Annotated in this window: 20 protein-coding genes; 16 read left to right on the plus strand and 4 right to left on the minus strand. The window is 45.8% G+C overall.

Translation table 11 applies throughout. The features are described from left to right. The first annotated feature begins 151 nt into the window (after nt 1–151). Together yjiB and AC4CV5_RS07150 are read left to right on the plus strand one after the other, a co-directional pair. Entirely contained in the window at nt 152–1,342 is a 1,191-nt protein-coding gene (gene yjiB / locus AC4CV5_RS07145) for a monooxygenase YjiB (RefSeq protein WP_166853578.1), read from the plus strand. 22 nt (nt 1,343–1,364) lie between these two features. Further along, nucleotides 1,365–2,543 carry a glycosyltransferase gene (locus AC4CV5_RS07150; protein WP_166853577.1) on the plus strand — a complete coding sequence of 393 codons (1,179 nt, stop codon included), beginning with the start codon at nt 1,365–1,367 and terminating at the stop codon, nt 2,541–2,543. Between the two features lie 43 nt (nt 2,544–2,586). On the opposite strand, the gene AC4CV5_RS07155 is transcribed toward AC4CV5_RS07150, so the two are convergent. Continuing rightward, nucleotides 2,587–2,775: a DUF8096 family protein gene (locus tag AC4CV5_RS07155; protein WP_014113438.1), complete on the minus strand. Its 189-nt coding sequence runs from the start codon at nt 2,773–2,775 to the stop codon at nt 2,587–2,589. A gap of 174 nt (nt 2,776–2,949) precedes the next feature. Between AC4CV5_RS07155 and AC4CV5_RS07160 the strand changes: the two genes are divergently transcribed. Next, entirely contained in the window at nt 2,950–3,762 is an 813-nt protein-coding gene (locus AC4CV5_RS07160) for a uroporphyrinogen-III synthase (protein WP_166853576.1), read from the plus strand. Nucleotides 3,763–3,807: 45 nt separating this feature from the next. Here AC4CV5_RS07160 and AC4CV5_RS07165 read toward each other — a convergent pair whose 3' ends face one another. From AC4CV5_RS07165 to AC4CV5_RS07175, 3 genes are all read right to left on the minus strand, one after another. Continuing rightward, a complete protein-coding gene (locus AC4CV5_RS07165) occupies nt 3,808–4,560 on the minus strand; it encodes an ABC transporter permease (protein WP_166853575.1) in 753 nt (250 codons plus the stop codon). After that, complete coding sequence (locus AC4CV5_RS07170) at nt 4,560–5,312, minus strand: ABC transporter ATP-binding protein (RefSeq protein ID WP_326220755.1); 753 nt, start codon at nt 5,310–5,312, stop codon at nt 4,560–4,562. The genes AC4CV5_RS07165 and AC4CV5_RS07170 overlap by 1 nt, the downstream gene beginning before the upstream one ends. A 118-nt stretch (nt 5,313–5,430) precedes the next feature. Then, entirely contained in the window at nt 5,431–6,405 is a 975-nt protein-coding gene (locus AC4CV5_RS07175) for a DMT family transporter (RefSeq protein WP_490922334.1), read from the minus strand. Nucleotides 6,406–6,536: 131 nt separating this feature from the next. Here AC4CV5_RS07175 and AC4CV5_RS07180 point away from each other — a divergent pair, with 131 nt between their 5' ends. The 13 genes from AC4CV5_RS07180 (at nt 6,537) to AC4CV5_RS07240 (ending at nt 21,644) form a co-directional block, all read left to right on the plus strand. Further along, on the plus strand, nt 6,537–7,067 hold the full coding sequence (locus AC4CV5_RS07180) for a cupin domain-containing protein (protein ID WP_490922335.1): 531 nt from the start codon (nt 6,537–6,539) through the stop codon (nt 7,065–7,067). A 358-nt stretch (nt 7,068–7,425) separates the two neighbouring features. Then, complete coding sequence (locus AC4CV5_RS07185; RefSeq protein ID WP_003239166.1) at nt 7,426–7,848, plus strand: DUF1641 domain-containing protein; 423 nt, start codon at nt 7,426–7,428, stop codon at nt 7,846–7,848. Between the two features lie 39 nt (nt 7,849–7,887). Continuing rightward, the gene (locus AC4CV5_RS07190; protein ID WP_166853571.1) at nt 7,888–9,066 is read left to right on the plus strand and encodes an NAD(P)/FAD-dependent oxidoreductase; all 1,179 of its coding nucleotides are present in this window, start codon (nt 7,888–7,890) and stop codon (nt 9,064–9,066) included. Between the two features lie 199 nt (nt 9,067–9,265). Continuing rightward, nucleotides 9,266–10,687, plus strand: coding sequence for a glucuronate isomerase (gene uxaC / locus AC4CV5_RS07195; protein ID WP_490922337.1), 1,422 nt, complete (start codon nt 9,266–9,268; stop codon nt 10,685–10,687). 82 nt (nt 10,688–10,769) lie between these two features. Beyond that, nucleotides 10,770–12,149 (plus strand): MFS transporter, encoded by a 1,380-nt coding sequence (locus tag AC4CV5_RS07200; RefSeq protein ID WP_373924210.1) that lies wholly within the window; start codon nt 10,770–10,772, stop codon nt 12,147–12,149. Nucleotides 12,150–12,253: 104 nt separating this feature from the next. Next, nucleotides 12,254–13,267, plus strand: a complete 1,014-nt coding sequence (gene allD / locus AC4CV5_RS07205; RefSeq protein ID WP_490922339.1) for an ureidoglycolate dehydrogenase — start codon at nt 12,254–12,256, stop codon at nt 13,265–13,267. Nucleotides 13,268–13,272: 5 nt separating this feature from the next. After that, nucleotides 13,273–14,292 carry a zinc-binding alcohol dehydrogenase family protein gene (locus tag AC4CV5_RS07210; RefSeq protein WP_490922341.1) on the plus strand — a complete coding sequence of 340 codons (1,020 nt, stop codon included), beginning with the start codon at nt 13,273–13,275 and terminating at the stop codon, nt 14,290–14,292. A gap of 24 nt (nt 14,293–14,316) precedes the next feature. After that, nucleotides 14,317–15,396, plus strand: a complete 1,080-nt coding sequence (uxuA, locus tag AC4CV5_RS07215) for a mannonate dehydratase (protein ID WP_166853566.1) — start codon at nt 14,317–14,319, stop codon at nt 15,394–15,396. Then, nucleotides 15,393–16,229 (plus strand): SDR family oxidoreductase, encoded by an 837-nt coding sequence (locus AC4CV5_RS07220; RefSeq protein ID WP_490922343.1) that lies wholly within the window; start codon nt 15,393–15,395, stop codon nt 16,227–16,229. Before uxuA ends, AC4CV5_RS07220 begins: the two co-directional genes overlap by 4 nt. A gap of 47 nt (nt 16,230–16,276) precedes the next feature. Then, nucleotides 16,277–17,545 (plus strand): MFS transporter, encoded by a 1,269-nt coding sequence (locus AC4CV5_RS07225; protein WP_326220749.1) that lies wholly within the window; start codon nt 16,277–16,279, stop codon nt 17,543–17,545. Nucleotides 17,546–17,632: 87 nt separating this feature from the next. Beyond that, nucleotides 17,633–18,634 carry a LacI family DNA-binding transcriptional regulator gene (locus tag AC4CV5_RS07230; RefSeq protein WP_166853563.1) on the plus strand — a complete coding sequence of 334 codons (1,002 nt, stop codon included), beginning with the start codon at nt 17,633–17,635 and terminating at the stop codon, nt 18,632–18,634. Nucleotides 18,635–18,711: 77 nt separating this feature from the next. Then, entirely contained in the window at nt 18,712–20,154 is a 1,443-nt protein-coding gene (locus tag AC4CV5_RS07235) for a tagaturonate reductase (RefSeq protein ID WP_490922344.1), read from the plus strand. Then, the gene (locus AC4CV5_RS07240) at nt 20,151–21,644 is read left to right on the plus strand and encodes a UxaA family hydrolase (RefSeq protein ID WP_490922345.1); all 1,494 of its coding nucleotides are present in this window, start codon (nt 20,151–20,153) and stop codon (nt 21,642–21,644) included. The genes AC4CV5_RS07235 and AC4CV5_RS07240 overlap by 4 nt, the downstream gene beginning before the upstream one ends. The last annotated feature ends 30 nt before the right edge of the window (nt 21,645–21,674 follow it).

A 21,674-nucleotide genomic window follows, 5' to 3' on the forward strand; every position in this document is an offset into this window, starting at 1 on the left:
TCGAGAGGGAATATATGATGCCTGCATCGGACATCGTGATCGCCTGCCTGCTGTTATCAATCTGTCTATACTTGATTGTCCCTCTCTTTTTCGAAAGCGGGAGGTGAAGAAGAGCTCAATTTCTGAATTCTTTCAAGGGGAGTGACAATACGTGAATGTGTTAAACCGCCGACAAGCCTTGCAGCGAGCACTGCTCAATGGAAAAAACAAACAGGATGCTTATCATCCGTTTCCATGGTACGAAACGATGAGAAAGGATGCGCCAGTTTCCTTTGATGAAGAAAACCAAGTGTGGAGCGTTTTTCTTTATGATGATGTCAAAAAAGTCATTGGGGATAAAGAGCTGTTTTCCAGTTATATGCCGCAGCAGTCAAGCGTTATTGGAAATTCGATCATTAACATGGACCCGCCGAGGCATACGCAAATCCGCTCTGTAGTGAATAAAGCCTTCACGCCGCGTGTAATGAAACAATGGGAACCGAGAATTCAGGAGATCACAAATGAACTGATTCAAAAATTTCAGGGGCGAAGCGAGTTTGACCTTGTTCACGATTTTTCATATCCGCTTCCGGTTATCGTAATATCTGAGCTGCTCGGAGTGCCTTCAGAGCATATGGATCAGTTTAAAACATGGTCTGATCTTCTGGTCAGCACCCCGAAAGATAAAAGTGAAGAAGCTGAAAAAGCTTTTTTGGAAGAACGAAACAAATGCGAGAAAGAACTGGCCGCGTTTTTTGCCAACATCATTGAAGAAAAGCGGAACAAGCCGGCACAGGACATCATTTCAATTTTAGTTGAAGCGGAAGAAACAGGACAGAAGTTGTCCGGAGAAGAGCTGATTCCGTTTTGTACGCTGCTTCTGGTAGCCGGGAATGAAACCACAACAAACCTGATTTCAAATGCGATGTACAGCATATTAGAAACACCGGATGTTTATGAGAAACTGCGGAATCAACCTGAACTGATGCCTCAGGCAGTCGAGGAAACCCTTCGCTTCAGGGCGCCTGCTCCGGTTTTGAGGCGAATTGCCAAGCGGGATACGGAGATCGGGGGGCACCTCATTAAAGAAGGTGATATGGTTTTGGCTTTTGTGGCATCTGCAAATCGTGATGAAGCGAAGTTTGACAGGGCGCACCTGTTTGATATTCACCGCCATCCCAATCCGCATATTGCATTTGGCCACGGCATCCATTTTTGTCTTGGGGCACCGCTTGCCCGTCTTGAAGCAAAGATCGCGTTAACGTCATTGATTTCTGCTTTTTCTCATATGGAATGCGTCAGTATCACTCCGATTGAAAACAGCGTGATATACGGATTAAAGAGCTTCCGTGTGAAAATTTAATAGATAAGGAGACTGGAGATTCATGAAAAAGCACCATATTTCGATTATCAATATCCCGGCGTACGGGCATGTCAATCCTACGCTTGCTTTAGTGGAGAAGCTTTGTGAAAAAGGGCATCGTGTCACGTATGCGACGACTGAGGAATTTGCGCCCGCTGTTCAGCAAGCCGGTGGAGAAGCATTTATCTATCATACATCCTTAAATATTGACCCTAAGCAAATCAGGGAGATGATGGAAAAGAATGACGCGACGCTCAGTCTTTTGAAAGAATCACTGAGCATTCTGCCGCAGCTTGAGGAGTTATATAAGGATGATCAGCCTGATCTGATCATCTATGATTTTGTCGCGCTGGCTGGAAAATTGTTTGCTGACAAGCTTAATGTGCCTGTCATCAAGCTTTGTTCATCATATGCCCAAAATGAATCCTTTCAGCTCGGAAATGAAGAAATGCTGAAAAAGATAAAAGAAGCCGAGGCTGAATTTAAAGCCTACTTGGAGCAAGAGCAATTGCCGGCTGTTTCATTTGAACAATTAGCTGTGCCGGAACCACTAAATATTGTTTTTATGCCGAAGTCCTTTCAGATTCAGCATGAGACGTTCGATGACCGTTTCTGTTTTGTCGGCCCTTCCCTGGGAAAACGGACAGAACAAGAAAGCCTGTTAATTGACAGGGGTGATCGCCCGCTTATGCTGATTTCATTGGGAACGGCGTTTAACGCATGGCCGGAATTTTACAAGATGTGCATGGAGGCATTTCGGGGTTCTTCATGGCAAGTGATCATGTCGGTCGGGAAATCGATTGATCCTGAAGGATTGGATGATATCCCTGCTAACTTTATCATTCGCCAAAGCGTGCCGCAGCTTGAGGTGTTGGCGAAAGCCGATTTGTTTATTTCTCATGGCGGGATGAACAGTACGATGGAGGCGATGAATGCCGGTGTGCCGCTTGTCGTCATTCCGCAAATGTATGAGCAGGAGCTCACCGCAAAGCGTGTCGATGATTTAGGCCTCGGTGTTTATTTGCCGAAAGAAGAAGTGACTGTTTCCAAGCTGCAGGAAGCGGTGCAGGCCGTATCCGGCGATCGAGAGGTGCTCAGCCGCGTCAAGGATATGCAAAAAGATGTAAAAGAAGCAGGCGGAGCGGAGCGTGCGGCAGCTGAGATTGAAGCGTTTATGAAAAAATCAGCTATCCCGCAGTAAAATATAAAAACCGAAATCAAACATACGATTTCGGTTTTTTTGTTTAAATGTTCTTTTTCATCCCGCATCTTCGGCATTCTCTAAGAAATTTTCCGCCTTTTACAGAGCTTTTGAACAGTGTGTAATCACAATTGTCACAGCGCCCGCTGCGGACGTCCGGATATTCGTTAAATTCGTAAACGATCGATGTATCGTAGCCTTTTGTTTCATATTCTTCTTTTTTTGTTTCCATGATCGATCCTCCGTTAGCAAACGTGTCTGCTGTTTATATTACAGCAAGCTTCCGGCGTATTCAATGGATTTTAGAGGCATGGGTTTATCTTGATTTCTCCCTTGGTTTGCGCCACAATAGCTTTATTAAGCTTGTATACATAAAAAGCCTATGCAAAGAGGAGAGGAAACGGGTATGGGAAAAGGGTTATATGGAAAACGCGTGGCGATCGGGGGCTCCCGAAAAACAGAAGAAATCAGCACGATCATTGAAAAACAGGGCGGAACCCCTGTCATCCGGCCTCTCCAAGGAACAGTTTACTTAGCAGAGAAGCAGGTGGAGCCGGATTTGCGGACGTTTGCGGAGAGAAAAGCTGACTGGGTTATTTTCACGACAGGCATCGGCACGGAGACTCTTGTCGATATGGCAGAGAAAATCGGTCTGAAAGACGAGTTTCTGCAGGCGATTCGCCAGGCGAAAGCGGCATGCCGGGGATACAAAACGCTGGCTGCACTGAAAAAGCTAGGGATCACACCGGAAGCTTCGGATGAAGACGGGACAACAAGTGGGTTAATCCGTTCCTTGGAAGCTCACGATTTTTCAGGAAAAACAGTCATGGTGCAGCTTCATGGAGAAAAAGCACCGGCCCTCATCGCATTTCTTGAAGAAAAGGGCGCAACTGTCCTGCCGATTCTGCCTTATCAGCACATCCCGCCAGAGGAGGAAACGGTGGAGCGGTTATGCCGGGAGCTGATGAATGGTGAGATCGACGCCGTTTGTTTTACAACGGCAATTCAGGTTCGTTCCCTGTTTGATTTTGCTAAGGGGCGCGGCTATATCAATGAAGTGAAGACTGTATTCGAAGAGCGCGCCATCGCTGCGGCTGTCGGAAAAGTGACTGCTGAAGCATTGCGGGAAGAAGGCATCACGAGACTGCTAGCGCCGGAGATTGAGCGGATGGGCGCGATGATTGTTGAGTTGTCTAAGTATTATGAAGAAAAGGAATAACCAGTACAAAAAGCCGCTTTTCCCTTGGAAAGCGGCTTTTGTCTGTCATCCATTCTGCTTCAACTGCTGATGCGCGGTGAATAATGACGGGTATGTCAGCACACTTAAGATCACACATGTCAGTGCCGCTGATGCCATTGTTGTAAATACGATTAAGAGCTGAAAGCGAACCGCCTGAATCGGGTCCGCGCCCGCTAAAATCTGTCCAGTCATCATGCCGGGAAGCTGAACAAGCCCCAGTGTTTTCTGGCTTTCCAGCGTCGGGATCATGCTCATTTTCATCGCAGAAGTAAGAATACGCTGTATGGATTGCTTCGGTGTGCCTCCAAGAGACAATATTAATTGTATTTCTTCTTTGCGAACTTCGACTTCAGAGCTCAGCCGGTTTAAAAACAGACTCGAGAGCACCATCGAATTCCCGATGACCATTCCGCTGATCGGAATGACATATCGGGCCGTAAGCGGGATGATATGTAGAGACAGCAGAATTCCCTGCGTCACTATTTCTACAATCGCTAACGCGGCGAACACCCTCCAAAACGAACCGATGGTATTTTTCTTCCGTTTGATGACATTTTGCGCCGCCACTGCCAGCATTAACAACACCATCAGAAGGATAAAAACAGGATGGTCTCCGCGGAAAATCAGCGACAGTACATAACCGATGACAAGCAGCTGTACCGCGGCCCGGATGGTGGCAATGACCATGTCTTTTTCTACGCCGGCTTTAAATGATTTTGATAAAAACAAGGCGATCAAAACAAAGATCATCGTTAAAGAGAGGGAAAGGTAATCCATTACCGAGAGCCTCCCTTCAAAAATTCCTTGGCTGCTTCATGCTGCGGATCGGAGAAAAATGTTTCTGTTTCTGCATTTTCCAGCAGCCGGCCATCCGCCATAAACCAAATGATATCGGCTACTCGTTTTGCCTGCTCCATATTATGAGTCACCCACATGACCGTCAGTTTTTTCTCTTGATGCAGACGTGTGATCAGCTCTTCAACCTCAAGAGCAGAAACAGGGTCCAAGGCAGACGTGATTTCGTCCAATAATAGAATAGAGGAAGGATTTGCGAGCGTTCTGGCTAGTGACAGTCTTTGACGCTGACCGCCCGATAAATCCTTGGCGCTTCTGTCTAACAGCTCTGGCGGCAGCCCTATAAGGGAAGCGAGCTCTTCAGGGGAGTACAGCTGGGATTGATGCAGCCTTTGGACCAGACTTAGATTGTCACGAACTGTCCCGTCGAGGACGGGGGCCGATTGAAACGCAAGGGCCGCCGTTCGCCTCAGCTCATTGACATTCCATTCTCTGACTTCCTTTCCGTTTATTTTTACTTCGCCGCTGTCAGGCGTTCTCATTAAATTGCACATGGACAGGAGGGTGCTTTTGCCTGAACCGGAAGGACCTAAAACGGCTGCGATTGCGCCCTGTTGAATGTCTCCGGTGACATCCTGCAATACATTATAGGTTTGTCCGTCTTGTTCATAGCTTTTTCTGACTGATCTGAAGGAGATGGCTGGTATGTTTTGTGTTTGATCGTTTGCTTCCATTATAATAATCACCTTTCAGTAAAGTAGGCTTACACTATATTTAAATATAACGTGAAACAGATGTCTTTTGGTAGCAAAAATAAAGGAGAACAGGCTTTCACCCGTTCTCCGGCAGATGCTACGCGGTCATATTTGACTTTGTTTTCTTTTTCGGTTTTCTCGGCTGTGATGCAAAGGTATGTAATACCATCCCCGCTATAATAATGAATAATCCGGCAAATGATAAAAGGGATGGGAAAACGCCTGACAGCAGAACAATTTCACCAAGCAGCGCGAAAATCACTTCACCTGCTTGAGTTGCTTCAACAGCTGCAAGTTTTTGCGGATTGTCTCTTACCATATCAGTGGCCCAGAAAAATAAAACAGTCGCAATGACGCCTGAGCTGACGGCCACGATAAAGGATTGAACGGTTTGTCCCGCTGTCGGAAGCCCGTCTGACCACCAGCCGTAAGCTGCTGCTATAAGCCAGAACGGAAGGCTTGCCAGGGTCATTCCCAGCACACGCTGAAATGTATCTAGCCGGCCGCCATATTCTTCGAGCATTCTCCGGTTTCCTAGTGGATAGGCAAAAGCCGCAATGACAACCGGCAGGACACTGAAAAGCAGCATCTTCCCAGAAAGCGATTCTGCATGCTGAAGCTGTATCAGTGCAGCTCCGGTCAGGATGATCACGGAAGTGCCAAGTGAAACAAGAGGAATCTTTTGCCGAACGAGCTGCGGCCCGCCCGGCATGTCTTTTTTGACATAGAAAAATGGAGATAACAGAACACCGGCTACAATTGTGATTTGCCAGGTCCCGGCTACAAGCCAACCTGGACCGTATGCAGCTGCAAATGTGATCGGCGCGTAAAAAAGCACGAAGCCGACAAAACTCCATTTGATCCAAAAAAACGGCTTTTTCCTCATTTCTTGTAAGAGAGGTGCGAATGTCCCTCTCATAATGACTATCAAACATAAAAACGGAACCATATAAATAAAGCGCAGCGAAGAGCTCCAAAGCCAGCTGCCTCCGGATAATTCCATCGCTCTGTTTAAAATAAAGGTAACGGCGAAAAAGAGTGAAGCCAATATTCCGATAACGATTGCTTTCATGATATCCCTCATTCTGGCATTATTTTTTTATACTATACTATTCGATATCGCACAGATCAATGGAGTCGTGAGAAAATAAGCATGTTTTGCGAACCGGTATGTGTGGAAGACAAAAAATGGAGGTGAGATTGTTGGAAGCAAAGACACAGACGTTCTTCTTTCAGGATGACGGCAGGATTCCCAATCACCCTGATTTTCCGCTCGTTGTGTATCAAAACGCGATCAGGGAGACCGGTCAGGCAGAGCGGATCGTCAATCGGCATGGCTGGTCAAACAGCTGGTCGGGGAGTGTTTTTCCATACCATCATTATCACAGCAATACGCATGAAGTCCTGATTGCAGTTCAGGGAGAGGCTGTGATTCAGTTTGGGGGAGAAAAAGGGGCTGCTATTCCTTTCAAAACAGGCGATGCAGTCGTGATTCCAGCCGGAGTCGGCCATAAAAAGCTAAGCGCAAGCGCCGATTTTACTGTCATTGGCGCTTATCCGGGAGGCGTTCAGTTTGATATGAAGACCGGAGAGCCGAAAGAACGGGAGGAAGCCATGAAACGGATCAAGCAGGTATCATTGCCGGCGAATGACCCGATCACAGGAAAAAGAGCTCCTCTTTTGGAAATATGGGTAAAGGGAAGGGGAGAAATTTGTCGGATTGTCAATAACTAGTGCCGCAAAAATGTTATGACACGGGCGCCATATAAATTAATTTCATAATCGAAGCAATTCACGTTCAAATTTTGTTCAAAAAGTGTTATCATATAGAAGGTAATCGAATTGGAGTTTTTTGTGTTTGCTATTTTCAGAGAGAGTAAAGGATTTTTGACTTATTCAATTGTTTATTTTTGAGATAAAAATAATACTGAATATGGCAAGATGAAAAACTGGGTAGTAAACATTTATTTTTGTAAATGATTGTGCATGAATTCACAATCCTTATTCTTATGCCTTCAAGCATGAGACCAGGGAGAGGCACTACCCTTTCCAAAAAAATCTGCAAACTGCTTATAGTAAAGGAGAATTGGATATGCCAGAAACAATCGATCAAACAAATGCGTCTGTCAGCCAAAGCCAGCAAGATCTTATTGATCAGCTGTTAAAGCCAGAAGTTCAAGAATCACTGACCGTTTTAGTTGACCAGCTTCCGAAGCTGACTGAGTTAGTGAATATTTTAACGAAGTCTTATGACTTCGCCCAATCTGTAGCAACTGACGAAGTGTTAAAAAGCGACACTGTCGGTGCGATCACTGAAATTCTTGAACCTGTAAAAGAAACAGCGAAAGAAGTAGCTGCGACTGCAATCGAAGCGAAAGACCGTGCGGATGCAAGCAACGAAACGATTGGTCTTTTCGGCCTGTTGCGCATGCTGAAAGATCCTCAAGCTCAAAAGCTGTTCCGTTTTGCTAACAGCTACCTTGAAGTCATGAACGAACGCGAAAACCAAAAATAATCTCAGATTCAAATTGATATAAAGGACGGAGGATATACGATGTCAAAACATATTGTCATTCTAGGCGCTGGTTATGGCGGAGTTCTTTCTGCTCTAACAGTTCGCAAACATTACACTAAAGAACAAGCACGCGTGACAGTGGTAAACAAATACCCAACTCACCAAATCATTACGGAATTACACCGCCTTGCAGCAGGCAACGTGTCTGAAAAAGCGGTTGCAATGCCATTAGAAAAACTTTTCAAAGGCAAAGACATTGATCTTAAAATCGCGGAAGTAAGCTCTTTCTCAGTTGATAAAAAAGAAGTTGCGCTTGCTGACGGTTCTACATTAACTTATGATGCGCTTGTTGTAGGTCTTGGTTCTGTAACAGCTTACTTCGGCATTCCAGGTCTTCAAGAAAACAGCATGGTATTGAAATCTGCTGCCGATGCGAACAAAGTCTTCCAACATGTTGAAGATCGTGTGCGCGAGTACTCTCAAACGAAAAACGAAGCTGATGCAACAATCCTTATCGGCGGAGGCGGCTTAACAGGCGTTGAGCTTGTCGGTGAGCTTGCTGACATCATGCCGAACCTTGCGAAAAAATACGGCGTAGACCATAAAGAAATTAAATTGAAACTTGTCGAAGCAGGTCCGAAAATCCTTCCTGTTCTTCCGGATGATCTGATCGAACGTGCGACTGCAAGCCTTGAAAAACGCGGTGTTGAGTTCTTAACAGGTCTTCCTGTTACAAATGTAGAAGGAAACGTGATTGATCTGAAAGACGGATCTAAAGTTGTTGCCAATACATTTGTTTGGACTGGCGGCGTACAAGGTAATCCATTAGTCGGTGAATCAGGTCTTGAAGTGAACCGCGGACGCGCGACAGTAAATGACTTCCTGCAATCTACATCTCATGAAGATGTATTCGTTGCCGGAGACAGCGCAGTTTACTTCGCTCCAGACGGCCGCCCATACCCGCCAACAGCACAAATCGCATGGCAAATGGGTGAGCTGATCGGTTACAACCTATTCGCTTACTTAGAAGGAAAAACACTTGAAACATTCAAGCCAGTAAACTCTGGTACACTTGCAAGCCTTGGACGCAAAGACGCGGTTGCGATCATTGGTGCTAATTCTACACCGCTTAAAGGTCTTCCTGCTTCCTTGATGAAAGAAGCAAGTAACGTACGCTACTTAACACACATTAAAGGACTTTTCAGCCTAGCTTACTAATCCTTTTTGTGGACACGGACATTGCCAAAAGCGTTTCTTTCGGGATGCTTTCCGGCAATGTCTTTTTTTCATTTGTTTGCTAACGTTAACATTTCATTTTCAAAAAAGAGATTGATCACAGAGGAATATAAAGGTAAAATAAAAATAAATCAAAATGTTAACGTTAACATTTTGAAATAGAATGAAAGACGGTGAGGACATGGAACCCTTTATGGGCGAAAATTTTTTGCTGAAAAATGAAACCGCTGTCAGCCTCTATCACAATTATGCGAAAGACATGCCGATTATTGATTACCACTGTCACTTAAGCCCGAAAGAAATCTATGAAAATAAGACATTTCAAAACATCACGGAAGCCTGGCTGTATGGAGACCATTACAAATGGCGCATCATGAGAGCCAATGGGATTGATGAGTCATACATTACCGGCGATGCACCTGATGAGGAGAAATTTATGGCTTGGGCGAAAACCGTGCCGATGGCGATCGGCAATCCGCTCTACAATTGGACTCACTTAGAACTGCAGCGTTTTTTTGGAATCTATGAGATTTTAAATGAGCAATCCGCGCCGGCTATATGGAAACGGACGAATGAACTGCTCCAAGGAGAAGGCTTCGGGGCAAGGGATTTAATCGTGAAATCAAATGTAAAAGTCGTTTGCACAACTGATGATCCTGTTGATTCTCTTGAATACCATCTATTATTAAAAGAAGACAAAGATTTTCCTGTCAGCGTGCTGCCCGGATTTCGGCCGGATAAGGGACTTGAGATCAATCATGAAAGCTTTCCTGATTGGGTGCAGGCGCTTGAAAATGCCGCAGTCATATCGATTACAAGTTACGATGAGTTTCTAAAGGCACTGGAAAAACGCGTGCGATTCTTCCACTCAGCCGGCGGCAGAGTGTCTGACCACGCGATAGATTCGATGGTATTTGCCGAAACGACAAAAGAGGAAGCGGGACGGATTTTTTCTGACAGATTACAAGGAACAGAGGTTTCTTATGAAGATGAGAAGAAATTTAAGACGTATACACTTCAGTTTCTTTGCGGTTTGTATGCGGAGCTCGATTGGGCAATGCAGTTTCATATCAACGCTTTAAGAAACACGAATACAAAAATGATGAAGAGGCTCGGACCTGATACAGGCTATGATTCTATGAATGATGAAGAAATTGCCAAGCCTTTATACAAGCTGCTGAACTCAGTTGAGATGAAGAACAAGCTTCCGAAAACGATTTTATATTCACTTAATCCAAACGATAACTATGTCATCGCCAGCATGATCAACAGTTTTCAGGACGGTGTTACCCCGGGAAAAATACAATTCGGCACAGCTTGGTGGTTTAACGATACAAAAGACGGGATGCTTGATCAAATGAAAGCGTTGTCAAACGTCGGGCTTTTCAGCCGCTTTATCGGTATGCTCACAGACTCCAGAAGCTTTCTTTCCTATACGCGCCATGAATATTTCAGGCGGATCGTCTGCAATTTGATCGGGGAATGGGTGGAAAACGGCGAAGTGCCGCGTGACATGGAGCTTCTGGGAAGCATTGTTCAGGGAATTTGCTATGACAATGCGAAACACTACTTTCAATTTCAAGAAGAGAAAGCAAACGTATAACCAATTGTCCGCTCAGCATCGCGATCATGCGTCACCCTGAGCGGACCACTACCCGAAAATTCTTAAGACACAGAGGTGGAAGATGCGAACTGAACTGGCAAATAAGGTTGTGTCGATCGAAACAGATAAAAGGCTTTCATTAAAAGAGAAAATTTCCTATGGTTTTGGTGATTTTGGCAACGGTTTTATGTTTGATCTCGGACAGATTTATTTATTGAAGTATTTTACTGATGTAGCGGGAATCCCGGCTGCGATGGCCGGCGGCATTTTTTTAGTCAGCAAGCTGTTTGCGGCAATAACAGATCCGATTGTCGGCTCATCTATTGATTATCGCAAAAATATCGGCAAACGGGGGAAATTTAGGCCTTATCTATTAATCGGCAGCATCGTGCTTGCGGTACTTACTGTTCTTATTTTTCTGTCTCCCAATGTATCAACGACCGGAAAACTGATTTATGCATATGCATCCTACATGATTTGGGGCATCGGCTATTCATTTGTGAATATACCGTATGGCTCATTAGGGGCAGCGATGACTCAAAATTCTGAGGATCGGACCTCCATTTCGACTTTCCGCCAAATCGGATCACTTGGTGCCTTGTTTATCACAAGTGTGGCCGTAATGCCGCTGCTCGTTAAGTTTGATAATCCGAAGGTCGGCTACCCGGTGGTCATGGGCTTGTTCGCCGCACTCGGTGTGGTTTGGTTTTATATTTGCTACCGCAACTGCAAAGAGCGCATTGTCATATCGGAAGCGCCAAAAGAAAAATTAACACTCTCATCTGTCGTCAAAACATTTATTACGAATAAACCGCTGTTAACCCTTGTCCTGATGACGATTTTTTCAATTTCCGCATACAACATTAAATCCGCCATGCTAATCTATTTCGCACAATATAATCTAGGCAATGTTGAATTAATGGCTTATATGAACTTTATTATTATCGGTTCTTCCTTTTTAGGCGTCGTATTCCTGCCAAAGCTCGTCAAGATTTTTGGAAAGAAACGAACGGCAATGATCGGCTTCGGCATCAGTGTAGCCGCGGATCTGATCAACTTTATGCTGCCATCAAATGTTTACGTGTTTACGATTCTGGCCAGCATCGCTTTTATCGGAATCAGTATTCCAAATGGCATCACGTGGGCTCTTGTCTCCGATATTATTGACTATGGCGAATGGAAATCCGGTGAACGGAAAGAAGCAACAACCTATTCACTTTTTAATTTCTCCAGAAAGCTTGCTCAGTCATTGTCCGGTTTTCTCTCGGGCATCGGTTTGGGGCTTATCGGCTATGTGCCGAATGCAGTCCAGACAGCACAGGCACTGATCGGTATCAAGGCGCTTCTGCTTTTGTATCCAGCCATTGCTTTGGCATTAGCGATGATCATTATCGGCTTTCTTTATAAACTCACAGACCAGCAGCATGCACAGATCGTTCAGGATCTTCATCAAAAAAGCTGACAACGTAATATAAAGAATATTTAAAATAATTTGTAAATATGATGTATTTGTAAGGGTTTTCACTAAGGGGTGCCCAAAAACTGAAAAAGGAAGGAGGCACTTGATTGAAAACGGTAACGATACCGGCTGAAGAAGCAAAGGAACTTGTTCGGATCAAGCTGACCGGTGCTCGTTTGAATGAACGAGACGCTGAAAAAGTAGCAGATGTCCTCGTGCACGCTGATTTACGCAGTGTACATTCGCATGGTGTGCTGCGAACAGAACATTATGTGAACAGGCTAAGAGCGGGAGGGATCAATCCCGAAGCACATCCTGTTTGTAAACAAACGGGGCCTGTGACCGGAGTGCTTGACGGGGACGATGGTTTTGGCCATGTGATTTGTGATTTGGCGATGGACCGTGCAATTGACATGGCGAAGAAAAACGGAGTCGGCATGGTGACGGCTGTAAACAGCAGCCATTGCGGAGCGCTAAGCTATTTTGTGCAAAAAGCGGCTGACGAAAACCTGATCGGAATGGCAATGACGCATACGGACAGTGTTGTTGTTCCATTTGGGGGGAGGTTCCCTTTTTTAGGGACAAATCCGATTGCTTACGGTGTCCCGGCTAAGCATAAAAAACCGTTTATCTTAGATATGGCGACATCCAAAGTGGCCTTTGGGAAGATTCTGCAGGCCCGTGAAGAGGGCAAAGACATTCCTGAGGGATGGGGAGTCGACGAAAACGGGGAAGCAGCAACCGATCCTTACAAGGTCGTCTCCCTATCAACATTCGGCGGACCGAAAGGCTATGGACTATCTATTATGGTGGATGTGTTTTCCGGATTGCTGGCGGGCGCGGCTTTTGGCCCTCATATCGCCAAAATGTACAGCGGCCTTGATCAAAAAAGAAAGCTGGGACATTACGTTTGCGCAATCAATCCGTCCTTTTTTACGGACCGGGATACGTTTTTAGAGCAGATGGATGCCATGCTCAATGAACTGCAGCATTCACCGCCGGCAGTTGGAGTCGAAAGAGTGTATGTGCCCGGCGAGATTGAGCAGCTGCATGAAGAAAGAAATAAGATACACGGAATATCAATCGCTCGGAGCGTGTATGAATTCTTAAAAAGCAGGTGAGAAAAATGAAAGCGGTTCAAGTGCGAAAAGCGTATGATCTGGTGACAGCGGAGATGAAGAAGCCGGTTCTTTCAAAGGATGATGAAGTGCTCGTAAAAGTCAAGCGAGTCGGGATTTGCGGTTCTGACATGCATATTTATCATGGCACGAATCCGCTCGCCACCCTCCCGAGAGTCATCGGACACGAGGTAACGGGACAAGTGGAGGAAGTTGGTGCGAATGTGCAGAGCCTAAAAGCCGGTGACCACGTTGTGATTGAGCCGATTTCTTATTGCGGAACGTGTTACGCCTGCCGCAAAGGGCGCCAGAATGTTTGCGCCAAGCTTTCTGTGTTTGGCGTACATGAGGACGGCGGCATGAGGGAATATATTGTGCTTCCGGAAAGGCAGCTTCACGCGGTCTCAAAGGACTTGCCTTGGGAGGAGGCAGTCATGGCCGAGCCTTACACGATAGGCGCACAGGCAGTGTGGAGAGGTCAGGTGGAAAAAGGAGATACCGTTCTGATCCAGGGAGCGGGACCCATCGGGATCTGTGTGCTAAAAATGGCAAAGCTGGCGGGCTCTGCCGTCATGATGACTGACTTGAACAACGAGCGGCTGGCATTTGCGAAAGAAAATGGCGCCGACGCTGTCGTGAATGCCCAAGCAGAAATTGTTGCCGAAAGGGTCCATGAATGGACTCGGAATGAAGGAGCCAATGTGGTCATTGATGCTGTTTGTTTGCCGGCGACTTTTGAGCTTTCAGTTGAGGCCGTTTCTCCAGCGGGACATGTGGTTGTCCTTGGATTTGACGAAAATGCGGCACAAATTTCTCAACTGCCGATTACAAAAAAAGAAGTCACGATAACCGGATCGAGATTGCAGACCAATCAGTTTCCAAAAGTGGTTGAGCTTTTGAATAGAGGGCGGTTAGCGCATAACGGGCTGGTGACCCATACATTTTCAGTAGATGACGTCCATCACGCATTTCAGTTTATCAAGGAGCATCCAGATCAGGTGCGAAAAGCCGTCATCACGTTTGATTAATCGAGTGAATCCGGAGGTGTACACATGAATATAACATTCCGATGGTATGGCCGAGGCAACGATACAGTCACACTTGAACACGTGAGGCAAATTCCCGGAGTCAAAGGCATCGTCTGGGCTCTCCATCAAAAAACAGTCGGCGACGTGTGGGAAAAAGAAGAAATCAGAGCCGAGACCGAATATATTCAATCCTATGGGTTTCATGCGGAAGTTGTAGAAAGCGTGAATGTTCATGAAGCGATTAAACTCGGAAACGAAGAACGCAGCCGGTATATTGAAAACTACAAACAAACGATCCGCAATCTTGCCGAATTTGGCGTGAAAGTGATCTGCTATAATTTTATGCCGGTTTTTGATTGGACACGCACGGACATGTTCCGTCCGCTTGAAGATGGGTCAACCGCTCTGTTTTTTGAAAAGGCCAAGGTGGAGAGCCTTGAGCCCCAAGAGCTGATTCGCACGGTGGAGCAAGCATCTGACATGACACTCCCGGGGTGGGAGCCCGAAAAGTTAGCTCGGATCAAAGAGCTGTTTGCAGCCTACAGAACGATTGATGAAGAACAGCTATGGAACAATTTATCATTCTTTTTAGAGGAAATTCTTCCGGTTGCAGAAAATCATGGTGTTCAAATGGCTATTCATCCGGATGACCCGCCATGGCCGATCTTCGGACTGCCTCGCATTATCACAGGGGAGGCAAGTTATAAGAGACTAAGGGCGATTTCAGATTCACCGTCTAATTGTATCACCTTGTGTACAGGTTCAATGGGAGCCAATCCCGCTAACGATATGGTGGAAATCGCTAAAGCGTATGCCGGCATCGCTCCATTTTCACATATTCGCAATGTGAAAATTTATGAGAATGGCGATTTTATTGAAACATCTCATCTGACGAAAGACGGTTCGATCAACATTCAGGGAGTGGTGGAAGAACTGCATAAGCAGGATTACGAAGGTTATGTAAGACCGGATCACGGGCGACATCTATGGGGCGAGAAATGCCGCCCGGGCTATGGCCTATACGATCGTGCCCTTGGCATCATGTACTTGAACGGACTGTGGGATGCATACGAAGCAATGGCAAAAAAAGAGGTGGAAGTATGATCCCGCTCCATGAGAACCTCGCTGGTAAAACGGCAGTCATAACTGGCGGCAGCGGCGTGCTCTGTTCAGCGATGGCACGGGAGCTTGCCAGACATGGCATGAAGGTGGCGATATTGAATCGGACGGCTGAAAAAGGCCAAGCGGTCGTGAAAGAGATTATGGCGGCTGGGGGAACAGCATGCTCTGTTTCTGCGAATGTGCTGGACAGGGAGTCACTGGTGCAGGCAAAGGAGGACATCCTCGGCTGGTTCGGTTCTGTCGATCTATTAATTAACGGGGCTGGCGGCAATCACCCTGACGCCATAACCGATGTGGAGACATATGAAGAAGCGGGAGAAGGCCAATCCTTTTTTGATATGGATGAAAGGGGCTTTTCAACTGTATTCTCTACCAACTTTACCGGTGCGTTTCTGGCCTCTCAAGTGTTTGGGAAAGAGCTGCTGAAGGCTGATGCATCTGCGATTATCAACCTTTCTTCCATGAGTGCTTATTCACCCATGACGAAGGTCCCGGCATACAGTGCCGCCAAAGCATCAATCAATAATTTTACGATGTGGATGGCCGTTCATTTTGCGGAAACCGGACTGCGTGTCAATGCGATTGCCCCAGGCTTTTTTCTGACAAAACAAAATCATGATCTGCTGATTAACCCAGACGGAACCTTAACCGGACGTTCTAACAAAATTATTGCGGGAACACCGATGAAGCGCTTTGGAAAACCGGAGGACCTGCTCGGTACGCTTCTTTGGTTGGCGGATGAATCCTACTCCGGTTTTGTCACCGGGATCACCGTTCCTGTCGATGGAGGATTTATGGCTTATTCAGGCGTGTAACGAAAGCAGCGCAACAGAAACTGAACCAACATAGGGGTGAGGTTGAGATGTTCTCAAAAGATAAGCTTCCCGTTATCCTTTTTTTGTTCCTGGCAGGGGTGATTAATTACCTGGATCGCTCGGCGCTTTCCATTGCAGCTCCTTTTATTCAGGATGATCTCACATTATCTGCCACGCAAATGGGCTTGATTTTCAGCAGTTTTTCGATTGGGTATGCCATTTTTAATTTTCTTGGGGGCGTGGCATCTGACCGCTATGGGGCGAAGTTGACCTTGTTTGTCGCCATGGTCGTTTGGTCGCTATTCAGCGGAGCAGTCGCCCTCGCCTTTGGTTTTGTCAGCCTGCTGATTATACGCATCCTCTTCGGGATGGGAGAAGGCCCGCTGTCTGCGACCATCAACAAAATGGTCAATAACTGGTTCCCGCCGACCCAGCGGGCATCCGTTGTCGGTGTGACCAACAGCGGAACGCCGCTCGGTGGAGCTATTTCCGGCCCGATTGTCGGCATGATTGCAGTCGCGTTCAGCTGGAAGGTATCCTTCGTTCTCATTATGATTATTGGATTGATTTGGGCAGTACTGTGGTTCAAGTTTGTCAAAGAGAAGCCGCCAGCGGCGATGGGGGATGCACCGGCAATCAAAGCAGAAACATCTCCTGGGGAAAAAATTCCGCTCACCTTTTATCTGAAGCAAAAAACAGTCCTGTTCACAGCGTTTGCTTTTTTCGCTTACAACTACATCCTCTTCTTCTTTTTGACATGGTTTCCAAGCTACCTTGTTGAAGAGCGGGGATTAAGTGTGGGATCGATGAGTGTCATCACGGTCATTCCGTGGATTTTAGGCTTTATCGGCCTTGCAGCGGGGGGATTTGTTTCTGATTATGTATACAAAAAAACAGCCCGAAAAGGTGTGCTGTTCTCGCGCAAGGTTGTGCTTGTTTCATGTTTGTTTTCATCGGCGGTCCTGATTGGTTTTGCCGGGCTTGTGGCAACTACCGTGAGCGCTGTCACACTTGTCGCTTTATCAGTGTTCTTTCTCTATTTGACCGGCGCTATCTATTGGGCTGTCATTCAAGATGTAGTTGATCAAAACAATGTCGGCTCTGTAGGCGGCTTCATGCATTTCCTCGCCAACACGGCCGGAATTATCGGCCCGGCTCTAACCGGCTTTATTGTTGATCGAACGGGCACGTTTTCTGGAGCATTTTTGCTCGCCGGAGGGTTAGCTGTCTTCGCTTCACTTGCTGTTATTCGTTTTGTCCGTCCGATCATTGGCAAACCAGCAGGAACAGAAGCGGAGAATCCGGTGTCTTATTAATCTGGAAATATAGTGGGAGAGGCGGTATGTTTGATGATACAATATACAGTAAATAATCGCAGCCGGTTTGATAAGGAAGGGAATTAGATGGTAACCATAAAAGATATCGCAAAACTCGCAAATGTATCCCACACAACCGTTTCCAGAGCACTCAACAACAGCCCTTACATCAAAGAACATACGAAGAAAAAAATACTGGAGCTCGCAGCACAGCTCAACTATACACCAAATGTTAATGCGAAAAGCCTTGCGATGCAAAAGTCACATACAATCGGTCTTTTCTTTACTAGCATCACAAACGGAACCTCACACAGCTTCTTTGCTGACACAATCAAAGGCGTAAATCAAGCTATAAGTGAGGATTACAACCTCTATGTGCGGGGTATTGATGATCTAAAAAACTATGACTCCGTTACGCCGATGAGATACGACGGCATCATTTTAATGAGCCAAAGTGACATTGATAATTCTTTTATTTATCATATTCGCGAAAAAAACATCCCGCTTGTCGTGCTGAATCGAGATATTGATGACCGCAGCATCACGAATATTTTGTCCAATGACAAGGAAGGCTCTCAGGAGGCTGTAGAATACTTCATTAAGAACGGACATCAAGACATCGCCATCATCGAGGGAATCGAAGGCTTTAAATCCTCCCAGCAGCGAAAGGAAGGCTACCTAGCCGCACTGATTCATCATCATATTCCGATCAAACATGAATACAGTGTCAAAGGGCAATACGATATGGAAAGCGGCTTTCAAGCGATGGAGCGGCTGCTGGCACTGCCGAATCCGCCAACTGCTGTCTTTTGTTCGAATGATGATATGGCAATTGGAGCGATGAATGCGATATTCGCAAAGGGCCTGCGCGTCCCTGATGATATGTCTGTGATCGGATTCGATGATATTGGATTTTCGCAGTACATTACGCCAAGACTTTCAACAGTGAAGCGTCCAGTAGAGAAAATCAGCGTGCTTGGCGCGCAAAAACTATTGTCGCTGATCAGCGATCCGGAAACAAAAGCGGAAAAAATATTGGAAAATACAGCGTTTATGGTGCGTGATTCAGTTAGACAATTGACAACATGATGCCCCGTTTTTCAGCGGGCATTCTTTATACAGAAAAATGTTAACGTGTGCATAAATGAGAGAGGGAGGCAATGAAGGTGCAGAAGCTGAATAAAAACGTGTACGATCACTATACTCAGTATCCGGAAAAAATTCTCCAATTCGGTGAAGGAAACTTTCTTCGAGGGTTTGTCGATTGGCAGATTGATCAATTGAATCAGCACACTAATTTTAATGGGAGCGTCGCAGTTGTGCAGCCAAGAGGATCAGAAAAAATCAAAAGGTTAAATCAGCAAGATGGATTATTCACGCTTTTTTTACAGGGAATGAAAGACGGAAAAGCGGTAAACGAACATATGATTATCAATTCTATCAGCCGCGGAATTGATTTGTTTTCTGATTATGAAGCTTACAAAGAATTGGCTTTAAGCGAAGAGATACGGTTTATCATTTCCAACACCACTGAGGCCGGTATCGTATGTGATGAAAAAGATCGTTTAGAGGATAGGCCGCAAAAAACATTCCCTGGGAAATTAACTGCATTTCTTTACTTTCGCTATCAGGCTTTTAAAGGAGATCAGACAAAAGGGTGTGTCTTGATCCCATGTGAGCTGATCGAGAATAACGGCGAAAAGCTGAAGGAAACGATTCTTCATTATGCAGATCTGTGGAAGTTGGAAGAAGGGTTTACACAGTGGATTCATGAGGCCAATACATTTTGTAATAGTTTAGTAGACCGCATTGTCCCAGGCTTTCCTGTAGACAGCATTGATGAGATCACTGCAGATCTGGGCTATCAAGATGATTTGATTGTTGTAGGAGAGCAGTATTATTTATGGGTTATCGAGGGGCCGGATTGGATTGGGGAAGAACTGCCCTTTGCAGCTGCCGGGCTCCATACTAAAATCGTCAGCGACCTCACGCCTTACCGGACTAAAAAAGTGAGAATTTTAAATGGCGCTCATACGGCAATGACGCCAGTGGCTTTATTATACGGCTTGAAAACTGTGCGTGATGCTGTTGAGCATCCGGAAGTGGGGCGGTTTATGAGAGAGATGATCGATGATGAAATTTTTCCTGTTTTAAAAATGGAAGGGCTTTCTCAATATGCTGACGATGTGCTAAACCGTTTCAAAAACCCGTATATTAAGCATTACCTAGAAAGCATTGCATTGAACTCCGTTTCCAAATTCAAAACGAGAAACCTGCCGACCATCCAGGAATATGCTGAACAGAAGGGACAGCTTCCTGAACGTTTAGTGTTTTCTTTCAGCGCTCTTTTGTATTTTTATCAAGGAAACGAGAAATTGCAGGATGATCCAGATGTTCTTCAATTTTTCAAAGAGGTGTGGCATCAGGAGAATGGAGACATGCTCCGTATTGCCTCAAAGGTGTTAGGCGAAGAGCGAATGTGGGGGACAGATCTCAACGAAATACCGAGGCTGACTGAGAGAGTCGCTGATGATTTGAATCATATTCATGAGCTGGGCATGCAGCGGGCTCTTGAACAATGCTGCATACAAAGGGGAGAGGTACGATGAAGTCATTTATAAAGATTCATAAACAAGATAATGTTCTTCTTGCTCTGCGGGATATTGAGAAGGGAGAGCGGCTGAATGCGGACGGCGTGTCGATTGAAGTGCAGGATGATATTAAAAGGGGCCATAAGATTGCGCTTCAGCCTATCAAAGAAAACGACAGCATCATCAAATATGGGTTTCCAATCGGGCATGCATCACAAGATATATCGATCGGAGAGCATATTCATGTCCATAATACAAAAACAAATCTGTCTGACATCCAAACATACAGCTATACACCGAGATTTGATGAAAATCCGTACTCAAATGAGAACCGGACGTTTAAAGGATTTAGAAGAGAAAACGGAGATGCCGGTGTACGCAATGAATTGTGGATTGTGCCAACTGTCGGCTGCGTCAATGGGATTGCTGACAAAATGCTTCAGCGTTTTGTCAGAGAAACGGGGAATATCGCTCCATTTGATAATGTGCTCGTGTTAAAACACCAATACGGATGTTCCCAGCTTGGCGACGATCACGAAAATACGAAGCAAATCTTACTGAATGCCATTCGCCATCCAAATGCTGGCGGTGTCTTGGTGTTAGGGCTTGGCTGTGAAAACAACGAGCTGGCAGAAATAAAAAAAGCGCTGCAGGACGTGAACCTAAATCGGGTGAAGTTTCTCGAATCCCAGTCGGTGACCGACGAAATGGAGGCAGGCGTTAATTTGCTGAAGGAAATTCATGAAGCTGCTAAAGGAGATAGACGAGAAGACATTCCGCTGTCCGAACTGAAAATCGGGCTGAAATGCGGGGGTTCGGACGGTTTTTCCGGCGTAACGGCAAACCCACTGCTTGGCCGTTTTTCAGATTATATCATCGCACAGGGAGGGAGCACGGTGCTGACGGAAGTCCCGGAAATGTTCGGTGCGGAAACCATCCTGATGCAGCGGGCTGCCAATGAAGAAGTGTTTCATAAGATTGTCCATTTAATCAATGATTTCAAACAATACTTTATAAAACATGATCAGCCGGTGTACGAAAATCCTTCGCCGGGCAATAAAGCAGGAGGCATTTCTACGTTAGAGGATAAATCGCTGGGCTGCACGCAAAAAGCGGGGATTTCTCCTGTCGCGGATGTCTTGAAATACGGCGAAGTGCTCAAGACAAAAGGGCTGACGCTTTTGAGCGCACCAGGCAATGATTTGATCGCTTCCTCCGCATTGGCGGCGGCCGGCTGCCAAATTGTCCTCTTTACAACAGGGAGAGGCACGCCGTTCGGCACCTTTGTCCCGACGGTGAAGGTAGCAACAAACACCCAGCTGTATGAGGCGAAGCCGCATTGGATTGATTTTAACGCAGGGCTTTTAGCGGAGGATGATGTGCATGAGGAATATGTACTGCGGGAGTTTATCCACTATATGATTGAAGTGGCCAGCGGTCAGCTTGTAAACCATGAAAAAAATGATTTTAGAGAACTCGCCATTTTTAAATCGGGTGTGACGTTATAATGAAGAAGGCTATCCCCCGGGAGGATAGCC

The organism is Bacillus sp. NS1 (genome assembly GCF_058248265.1).

Excerpts from the sequence above, each read along its gene's own strand:
- AC4CV5_RS07150 (WP_166853577.1), top strand. The coding sequence starts at position 1,365 with ATGAAAAAGCACCATATTTCGATTATCAATATCCCGGCGTACGGGCAT.
- AC4CV5_RS07155 (WP_014113438.1), bottom strand. The coding sequence starts at position 2,775 with ATGGAAACAAAAAAAGAAGAATATGAAACAAAAGGCTACGATACATCG.
- AC4CV5_RS07160 (WP_166853576.1), top strand. The coding sequence starts at position 2,950 with ATGGGAAAAGGGTTATATGGAAAACGCGTGGCGATCGGGGGCTCCCGA.
- AC4CV5_RS07165 (WP_166853575.1), bottom strand. The coding sequence starts at position 4,560 with ATGGATTACCTTTCCCTCTCTTTAACGATGATCTTTGTTTTGATCGCC.
- AC4CV5_RS07170 (WP_326220755.1), bottom strand. The coding sequence starts at position 5,312 with ATGGAAGCAAACGATCAAACACAAAACATACCAGCCATCTCCTTCAGA.
- AC4CV5_RS07175 (WP_490922334.1), bottom strand. The coding sequence starts at position 6,405 with ATGAAAGCAATCGTTATCGGAATATTGGCTTCACTCTTTTTCGCCGTT.
- AC4CV5_RS07185 (WP_003239166.1), top strand. The coding sequence starts at position 7,426 with ATGCCAGAAACAATCGATCAAACAAATGCGTCTGTCAGCCAAAGCCAG.
- AC4CV5_RS07190 (WP_166853571.1), top strand. The coding sequence starts at position 7,888 with ATGTCAAAACATATTGTCATTCTAGGCGCTGGTTATGGCGGAGTTCTT.
- uxaC (WP_490922337.1), top strand. The coding sequence starts at position 9,266 with ATGGAACCCTTTATGGGCGAAAATTTTTTGCTGAAAAATGAAACCGCT.
- AC4CV5_RS07200 (WP_373924210.1), top strand. The coding sequence starts at position 10,770 with ATGCGAACTGAACTGGCAAATAAGGTTGTGTCGATCGAAACAGATAAA.
- AC4CV5_RS07210 (WP_490922341.1), top strand. The coding sequence starts at position 13,273 with ATGAAAGCGGTTCAAGTGCGAAAAGCGTATGATCTGGTGACAGCGGAG.
- uxuA (WP_166853566.1), top strand. The coding sequence starts at position 14,317 with ATGAATATAACATTCCGATGGTATGGCCGAGGCAACGATACAGTCACA.
- AC4CV5_RS07220 (WP_490922343.1), top strand. The coding sequence starts at position 15,393 with ATGATCCCGCTCCATGAGAACCTCGCTGGTAAAACGGCAGTCATAACT.
- AC4CV5_RS07225 (WP_326220749.1), top strand. The coding sequence starts at position 16,277 with ATGTTCTCAAAAGATAAGCTTCCCGTTATCCTTTTTTTGTTCCTGGCA.
- AC4CV5_RS07230 (WP_166853563.1), top strand. The coding sequence starts at position 17,633 with ATGGTAACCATAAAAGATATCGCAAAACTCGCAAATGTATCCCACACA.
- AC4CV5_RS07240 (WP_490922345.1), top strand. The coding sequence starts at position 20,151 with ATGAAGTCATTTATAAAGATTCATAAACAAGATAATGTTCTTCTTGCT.